The following is a 7160-nucleotide window of genomic DNA, read 5'->3' on the forward strand; positions in this document are numbered from 1 at the left end:
GGCAATCGTAAGACTAGCCGAGTCAAAAGCTCGACTAGCGGTGTCCAACGAAGCGTCAAAAAAGAAAGGTTAGTAGCTTAGGCTATTATCTTGGAAGCTCGATGCCTTTAGGCGCGAGTAGTTCACAGACGTACAATAGGCCATTTTATCACTTTTGATGAACGGGAATAGGATGTGCCCGGGATAGAACCGATTGTTGCAAAGTACTGCGCTTAAAGCTGAACAATTGGAAAAATGATCCATTACTCAATATCTAGTTATGAGCGTAGGGTTTTTATTTTTTTTAATGGTGCTCATGCTTGGCTTCAATCTCATGAGTATAAATTAGACACCCCTTTTATACTTGTTAAGTTTAAGCTGTTTAAAAAAGTAAAAAGTAAAAAGTAAAAAGTAAAAAGTAAAAAGTTTAGGTTTTAGTTCAAAGTTTGATCAAGATCATAAAATTATTTTTACAAAGTGGCTAATATTGTAGGTGCTAAAGAAGGAATGATAATGTTTGGACTTTTCAAGTGGTTTAAAATAGTGGTAATTACTCTGTTGCTTACGCAGCATGGCTTTGCTATTGCTAAACCAATGAATTGTGAAGAGCATCATAATGGCTCATCCGACACGCATATTATACAACCAAGCAAAAATATGCATCATCAATCAATGATTGACAATAGTCACTATCACACTGAAAATTCGCAAGATTCTAAAAACCGTCATGGTGATGAAGACTGTGAAAAATGTAAAGCTGGTGATTGTGTTTGTTGTGAAGGCGGTTTTTGTACAAGCTTTCATTTAAATGCCTATCTTGTGGAAGCGCAAGACGAAGGTATTTGCAATATTCATTCTGAGCTAATTCTACAGCGTACACCCCTACCAAAATCTGGTATCCATCTCTTACTTTATCGTCCACCAATTATTGGCTAATCACGGGAACAGTGCGTCTTTTTTTCGCCACTCCCATCAAAATAGAATGATTTTTTCATTGGTTTAAATAACCAATTGTTTTGAACGATTAGTACGATATTTGGAAAGGCATTATGAAAATGCTCAAACTATTGCTATTTACAGTACTTAATGCTGTCGATTTTGACCGAGATTTCTCTTTTACCAAAAAATTAGTTTTTAGCTTTTGCATTATTAATCACGAATAATCACTTGACCTGTGTCTTAGACACAGGTCTAAGCTGTAGGTGAGATTACAAACTTAGGTGAAGAACTAAGGAGTGAACATGAAAGTTGCAGAGCTGGCAAAAAGCCTTGGAACGACTGCTGATACGGTGCGCTATTACACCAGATTAGGATTGTTAAAACCAGCTAAGTCAGTGAACGGCTACAAGTCATACTCGAATAAAGAAGTATCGAGACTTAAATTCATTTTAAGTGCCAGAAACCTTGGTTTTTCCGTTGCAGATATCAAGGAAATTATTAATGAATCTGAAGATGGTAAAAGTGCGTGCCCATTAGTCAGAAGCCTGATCAAAGAGCGGCTTGAAGAAACAGAAAAGCAGTTTCAAGCAATGTTGGCACTTCGAGGAAAAATGTCTTCTGCGCTTTCTCAATGGGAAGAAATGGAAGACAAAGCACCGACTGCAAACATGGTTTGTCATCTCATCGAAAACTTTGAGCAAATTAAAAAAGCATAGGAGGAAAAAGGGTGGCTACTAACACAAATATAAAAACTGAATCAGGCTGTTGCTGTAAGGCAAAAGCTCAATCCTCTTCGTGTAAAAGTAAGGAGAATACGTTGGAGAAAGTATCACATAACCAACAGCTTATCATTGAAGGCGCTGGGTGTGCTAGCTGTGTAGGCAAAATTGAAGGGGCGTTGAAGGCAACTCTTGGAGTCGTCAGTGCGGAAATGAATTTTGCTGATAGGACAGTAACAGTTTATGGGACAGCTAAAACAGAAGAATTGATCAAAGCTGTTGAGTCAGTGGGGTATAACGCGAAGCCAATTGATGATAGCTCAGCAACAGATGCGCTTGATGAGAAAGAGGCGGCGGATTGGGCATATTACAAAAAGCTAATGCGCGATACGTTTATTGCCCTTTCACTCGGCGTTCCTTTGATGATCTACAGCATTGTGGTTGGAGAAATGACGGTTGAAACAAACCTTGAACGCATGTCTTGGCTGGTTGTAGGCATTTTAACTTTTGGTGTTATGTATTTTTCAGGTAAGCATTTTTATGTTGGCGCTTGGAAAAGCTTTAAAAACCACTCCGCTAATATGGACACTTTAATAGCTTTAGGAACAGGTACAGCTTGGGTGTATTCGATGGTTGTCGTGTTTGCACCTGACGCCGTTCCATTAATGGCACGGCATGTTTATTTTGAAGCTACCGCCATGATCATTGGCTTAATTGATTTAGGTCTGGCATTAGAAATAAAAGCCAGAGGTAAAACCTCTGAGGCCATTAAGCGTCTTATCGGCTTGCAGGCCAAAACGGCAACCGTAGTTCGTGATAGCAAAGAAGTTCAGATTGGTATTGAGCTGGTTTTACTTAACGATATTGTAAAGGTAAAACCGGGCGAAAAAATTCCCGTCGATGGTGTGGTATTGGAAGGGCACACCTCTATTGATGAGTCCATGCTGACAGGCGAGCCTATGCCTGTTGAAAAAGCCGAAGAAGATGAGGTTGTCGCTGGTACTTTGAACAAATCAGGCATGATTATGTTTAAAGCCACACGTGTTGGAAAAGACACGGCGCTTGCGCAAATCATCAATATGGTGAAACGAGCACAAAATTCTAAACCGCCGATTGGCCGCTTGGCTGATGTTATTTCAGCTTTTTTCGTTCCTGTTGTCATGATCATCTCTGTGTTAAGTGCGCTAGCATGGCTTAACTTTGGACCTGAGCCAGCAATTGCTTTTGCCATCGTATCAGCAACTACTGTACTCATTATTGCCTGCCCATGTGCTTTGGGCTTGGCAACGCCCATGTCTGTCATGGTCGGAGTAGGAAAGGCCGCAGAAGCAGGCGTGCTAATTCGAAACGGTGAGGCACTGCAAACCGCCTCTAAAATCACTGCCATGATTTTAGATAAAACGGGCACTATTACTGAAGGGGCACCTAAGGTAACCGATATTGTTTTAGCAAAAGCTACGGACGAAAAAGACGTACTACAGCTTGCTGCAAGTTTAGAGAGCGGCTCAGAGCACCCTTTAGCGCAAGCGATTGTTGAAAGTGCGTTAGATAAGGATATTGAGTTACTAAAAATTGAAGCGTTTAACGCCATTACGGGTTTTGGTGTAGAAGCAAACTGCAACAATAAAGCTCTGCTTTTCGGAAACGATAAACTAATGAAGTTAAAAGGCATAGACCTCACAGGCTTTGTTGAACAAGCGCAGTCTTTAGCCAAAGAAGCCAAAACACCTATGTACTTTGCTGTAGATGGTGAACTTGCAGCAATCATTGCTGTTGCAGATCCTATCAAGTCAGACTCAATCTCTGCTATCAAACGACTTCAGGCTAATGGTATACGCGTCATCATGTTAACGGGTGATAACAAGGAAACCGCTGCTGCTGTTGCCAAAAAAGCGGGTATTAGTGAGTTTCTTGCTGAAGTGCTGCCAGAAGATAAAGCCAACAAGGTGAAAGAGCTACAAGAAGGCGGCGAAATTGTTGGTATGACAGGAGATGGCATCAACGATGCTCCTGCGCTAGCGTTAGCCGATGTTGGCTTCGCCATAGGCACAGGGACTGATGTAGCTATCGAAAGTGCTGACATTACCCTAATGCGTGGTTCACTTCATGGCCTAGCTGATGCCATAGCGGTAAGCAAAGCTACTTTACGAAATATAAAACAAAACTTGTTTGGCGCGTTTGTCTATAACGTAGCCGGGATTCCTTTTGCTGCGGGGGTTCTATATCCCTTCTTTGGCATTCTGCTTAGCCCTGTAATTGCAGGTGCTGCAATGGCGTTTTCGTCATTGACTGTCGTGTCAAATGCAAATCGACTTCGCTTGTTTAAAGCAAAAGAGAATTAAGGAGAAACACGATGATGTTAATTAACTTATTAGGCTTAGTGTTAATCGCACTGATTGTTTGGTGGTTTTGGCTATACAAACCCAATAAAACAATTGTTCAAGGTAATGAAGTACTCATTGAAGTGAGGGATGGCGTGTATTCACCATCCTCAATCCAAGTGTCTGCTAGTCAACCTGTCACTCTGAAGTTTATGCGCAAAGATCAATCACCCTGCGCTGAAACAATGCTTATTCCATCATTGGAGATAAGCGAGCAGCTTAAATTAAATGAAATTACTCAAATTACCTTATTGAACTTATCACCGGGAGAGCATGAGTTTCATTGTCAGATGCAAATGTATCGCGGTGTCTTAAAGGTTGTTTAGGAGGGTTTATGAACATGAAAAAAGTGACCGCCATTTTCGATGAAATGGTGTTAACACGAGTAGAAGAGGCACTACTTTCACATGGCTATAAAGGCTTTACCATTCATAAAGCAACGGGCAGAGGTGCATATGCTGATACTTACAACAGAAATCACTAATCAGCACATATAGTTATGACAATTTATGTTGCTTTTGATGATGCAGAACATGTTGCTAAAGTTTTGCTTGATGCAGCGTATACCAACGTTGAAGGAGAAGGACTAGTTAGTATCTCCCCTGTGGATAATCTCTTCTGGATAAATTCTAAGTCTGAAGCTTCAGCGGAAGATTTAAGGTCAATAGGAGGCCAATATGAAAAATGAGCACCCTAAATTTTGGTCAACACCCACGGGTTGGGCTGCATTGGTGCTTATTGCCGCAGCCACCTATTTTTTAATCTTTGAACATGGACAGCATGTACTGCAATTTCTTCCTTATTTGATTTTATTGCTATGCCCGTTGATGCACGTATTTATGCATGGCAGTCATGGCAAACATGGCCACGATCATTCACATGCGCCTGATGAGAAAAAGGAAGAGAGCTTTCAAGAACTCACGGATAAAAATGCTGCCTATCGTGACGGCTACATACAAGGTTTAGAAGAAGGACGTAAGGAATCACATAAAAAGGAGAACAGTGATGAATGAGACATATGATTATGGCTTATGGTCAATGGTGATACTGAACTCAGCAATTTTTATCTTTTTTGCCTTTAGTTTTGTCAAACCAAAAACATCTACTGATTGGCGAAGCCTTGGAGCGTTCTCCGCCTTTATTGTTGCCCTATTTACTGAAATGTATGGCTTTCCTTTAACTATCTATTTTCTGTCGGGGTGGCTGACGGAGACCTATCCAGAAGTAAATTTCTTTGCGCATGAGAATGGGCATTTATTACATACTTTCTTTGGATTTCAAGGTGATGCCCATTGGGACCCATTTCATATAGTGAGTATGGTGTTTATTGTTGCAGGTTTCTTTATGTTGTCTTCAGCATGGAATGTATTGCATCACGCGCAAAAGCATCATCAATTGGCTACAACTGGATGGTATGCAAGGTGTCGCCACCCACAGTATGTAGCTTTCATTCTAATCATGTTCGGCTTTTTATTGCAGTGGCCGACAATCCCAACACTTGCGATGTTTCCGATCTTAGTCGTTGTTTACGTCAAGCTAGCGAAACGCGAAGAAGCACAAGCGATTGCTGAGTTTGGTTCGGAGTACCACAGGTATATGGAATCGACACCAAGTTGGATCCCAAATTTTAATAAAAGTGTAGAAGGTAAAAATCATGAAAACGTTAACTAAATCAATTTTATTTATTAGTTCACTACTGATAACCACTAGCTCATTTGCCCAAAACAATGAGCATAAACATGAAGGTGCGAACAAAGCTGATATGCATCAAGGCATGGCAATACCACATGAGAACATGGGAGAAATGCACAAAAAGATGATGGAAATGAAAAAGGAAGTCCATGCCATTAAAACTGAAAAAGATCCTGAAAAGCAACAGCAGATGATGGTTGAACATCACCGTTCAATGATGAAGATGATGCAATCGATGCACAAAAACATGGAAGAAATGCCAATGCATCAACAAATCAAGATGGCTGAACATCATTTAGAAATGATGGGGAACATGATGCCGCAGATGAACCGCAAAATGGAAGAAATGAAAGATAGCAATCAACAGCATTCACACAAACATTAGGAGAAAAATTATGAGCGATTTAGATCGTAGAGTTGGCGTTAGAGAGCAAAATTTAGTTGTTCGAAATCTAAAGCTTAGCAATGTCACAGAAGAAAGCTGTGACGAGTTAGTAAAAGAAATAGATCAGCTTTTTGGTATAGATGAAGTTAGTTACAACATCAAAGAAGGTGAAATACACCTTGCCTATGATGCCGCAAACGTAAGCCTTGATGGGATTGAGGAGGTAATCCGTAAGTATGGCGCAGATGTTCATAATGATTGGTGGACACATACTAAAGAAAGTTACTATAAATTTGTTGATCAGAACATCAAAGATAACTCTGTTCATAAGCCTTGGAGTTGTCATCAAGCACCTTCGGGGGCTGGCCGGAAAAACAAATGAATTCATAAAAAAGTGTATAGATAATTAGTTAGTCAAATGAGGTAACAGTGATGAAAACACCCTATATAAAAGCTCTTTTATTGCTTACATTCGGTTTATATTTAGTGGGTTGTTCCAATACCACTTTTTATCATAAATACATGATGAGAGGTCAGGTAGTAGAAAGTTCTGATAATCGAACTCTAATCTGTATTGGTGCTAAGCATGGCGCAGAGGTTGGGCAAAAATACAGTGTTATTAGATTCCATGAAAGAATAGTATTGAGTGAAGGTGAAGATCCCTACACTATCGAAAAGGTAGGAACGGTACAAATTACTAAAATTGTGAATGATCATTTCGCAACTGTAAAGCTAGTGTCTGGTGACATTGCAGCGAAAGATATGGTGGAACTTGAAAACTAATAAAGTGGTGGCGAAAGCCACCACAAGAGCATAACAATAAAACTTTAGTGTTATTTTGTACAACCTTTGAGATTGTTTGCTCAGTTCTGGTTATCTTGATGCCAGTACGACAGAAAAAATGTTACATATGAATTAGAAAGGTATGGGCTGGCATCCTAAATAGCTGTTCCAAATAGTAGATCACCCGAGGAAGGGAACTCAATGCGGTTTGCGCGATCAGATCAGTCGCCAAACATAACCAATCAACAACCGCATTGAGTATGAACAAAATAGCATTTTTAT

At 40.2% G+C, this 7160-nt stretch carries 11 protein-coding genes; all 11 read left to right on the forward strand.

Features of this window, described 5'->3' with window-relative positions; translation table 11 throughout:
- The first annotated feature begins 492 nt into the window (after positions 1–492).
- The 11 genes from L1266_RS21500 (at position 493) to L1266_RS21550 (ending at position 6878) form a co-directional block, all read left to right on the forward strand.
- Positions 493–915, forward strand: a complete 423-nt coding sequence (locus L1266_RS21500; protein WP_063529247.1) for a hypothetical protein — start codon at positions 493–495, stop codon at positions 913–915.
- Between the two features lie 305 nt (positions 916–1220).
- Positions 1221–1634 carry a MerR family transcriptional regulator gene (locus L1266_RS21505; RefSeq protein ID WP_016708244.1) on the forward strand — a complete coding sequence of 138 codons (414 nt, stop codon included), beginning with the start codon at positions 1221–1223 and terminating at the stop codon, positions 1632–1634.
- A gap of 101 nt (positions 1635–1735) precedes the next feature.
- Complete coding sequence (locus L1266_RS21510; RefSeq protein WP_235378324.1) at positions 1736–3979, forward strand: heavy metal translocating P-type ATPase; 2244 nt, start codon at positions 1736–1738, stop codon at positions 3977–3979.
- An 11-nt stretch (positions 3980–3990) separates the two neighbouring features.
- Positions 3991–4344, forward strand: a complete 354-nt coding sequence (locus tag L1266_RS21515) for a cupredoxin domain-containing protein (protein ID WP_063529848.1) — start codon at positions 3991–3993, stop codon at positions 4342–4344.
- Positions 4345–4352: 8 nt separating this feature from the next.
- Positions 4353–4502 carry a P-II family nitrogen regulator gene (locus L1266_RS21520; protein WP_212748213.1) on the forward strand — a complete coding sequence of 50 codons (150 nt, stop codon included), beginning with the start codon at positions 4353–4355 and terminating at the stop codon, positions 4500–4502.
- 15 nt (positions 4503–4517) lie between these two features.
- Positions 4518–4706 (forward strand): hypothetical protein, encoded by a 189-nt coding sequence (locus L1266_RS21525; protein ID WP_199524944.1) that lies wholly within the window; start codon positions 4518–4520, stop codon positions 4704–4706.
- Complete coding sequence (locus tag L1266_RS21530) at positions 4696–5031, forward strand: DUF2933 domain-containing protein (protein ID WP_063529849.1); 336 nt, start codon at positions 4696–4698, stop codon at positions 5029–5031. The genes L1266_RS21525 and L1266_RS21530 overlap by 11 nt, the downstream gene beginning before the upstream one ends.
- On the forward strand, positions 5024–5689 hold the full coding sequence (locus L1266_RS21535) for a methyltransferase family protein (protein ID WP_063529850.1): 666 nt from the start codon (positions 5024–5026) through the stop codon (positions 5687–5689). The genes L1266_RS21530 and L1266_RS21535 overlap by 8 nt, the downstream gene beginning before the upstream one ends.
- Positions 5673–6095: a hypothetical protein gene (locus tag L1266_RS21540; protein WP_008467863.1), complete on the forward strand. Its 423-nt coding sequence runs from the start codon at positions 5673–5675 to the stop codon at positions 6093–6095. The genes L1266_RS21535 and L1266_RS21540 overlap by 17 nt, the downstream gene beginning before the upstream one ends.
- 10 nt (positions 6096–6105) lie before the next feature.
- Positions 6106–6477, forward strand: coding sequence for a cation transporter (locus L1266_RS21545; RefSeq protein ID WP_235378325.1), 372 nt, complete (start codon positions 6106–6108; stop codon positions 6475–6477).
- Positions 6478–6527: 50 nt separating this feature from the next.
- Positions 6528–6878: a hypothetical protein gene (locus L1266_RS21550; RefSeq protein WP_004589646.1), complete on the forward strand. Its 351-nt coding sequence runs from the start codon at positions 6528–6530 to the stop codon at positions 6876–6878.
- The last annotated feature ends 282 nt before the right edge of the window (positions 6879–7160 follow it).

Source organism: Pseudoalteromonas sp. Cn5-37 (assembly GCF_021532495.1).
Classification (GTDB): Bacteria; Pseudomonadota; Gammaproteobacteria; order Enterobacterales; family Alteromonadaceae; genus Pseudoalteromonas; species Pseudoalteromonas simplex.

Excerpts from the sequence above, each read along its gene's own strand:
- L1266_RS21500 (WP_063529247.1), top strand. The coding sequence starts at position 493 with ATGTTTGGACTTTTCAAGTGGTTTAAAATAGTGGTAATTACTCTGTTG.
- L1266_RS21505 (WP_016708244.1), top strand. The coding sequence starts at position 1,221 with ATGAAAGTTGCAGAGCTGGCAAAAAGCCTTGGAACGACTGCTGATACG.
- L1266_RS21515 (WP_063529848.1), top strand. The coding sequence starts at position 3,991 with ATGATGTTAATTAACTTATTAGGCTTAGTGTTAATCGCACTGATTGTT.
- L1266_RS21520 (WP_212748213.1), top strand. The coding sequence starts at position 4,353 with ATGAACATGAAAAAAGTGACCGCCATTTTCGATGAAATGGTGTTAACA.
- L1266_RS21525 (WP_199524944.1), top strand. The coding sequence starts at position 4,518 with ATGACAATTTATGTTGCTTTTGATGATGCAGAACATGTTGCTAAAGTT.
- L1266_RS21530 (WP_063529849.1), top strand. The coding sequence starts at position 4,696 with ATGAAAAATGAGCACCCTAAATTTTGGTCAACACCCACGGGTTGGGCT.
- L1266_RS21535 (WP_063529850.1), top strand. The coding sequence starts at position 5,024 with ATGAATGAGACATATGATTATGGCTTATGGTCAATGGTGATACTGAAC.
- L1266_RS21540 (WP_008467863.1), top strand. The coding sequence starts at position 5,673 with ATGAAAACGTTAACTAAATCAATTTTATTTATTAGTTCACTACTGATA.
- L1266_RS21545 (WP_235378325.1), top strand. The coding sequence starts at position 6,106 with ATGAGCGATTTAGATCGTAGAGTTGGCGTTAGAGAGCAAAATTTAGTT.
- L1266_RS21550 (WP_004589646.1), top strand. The coding sequence starts at position 6,528 with ATGAAAACACCCTATATAAAAGCTCTTTTATTGCTTACATTCGGTTTA.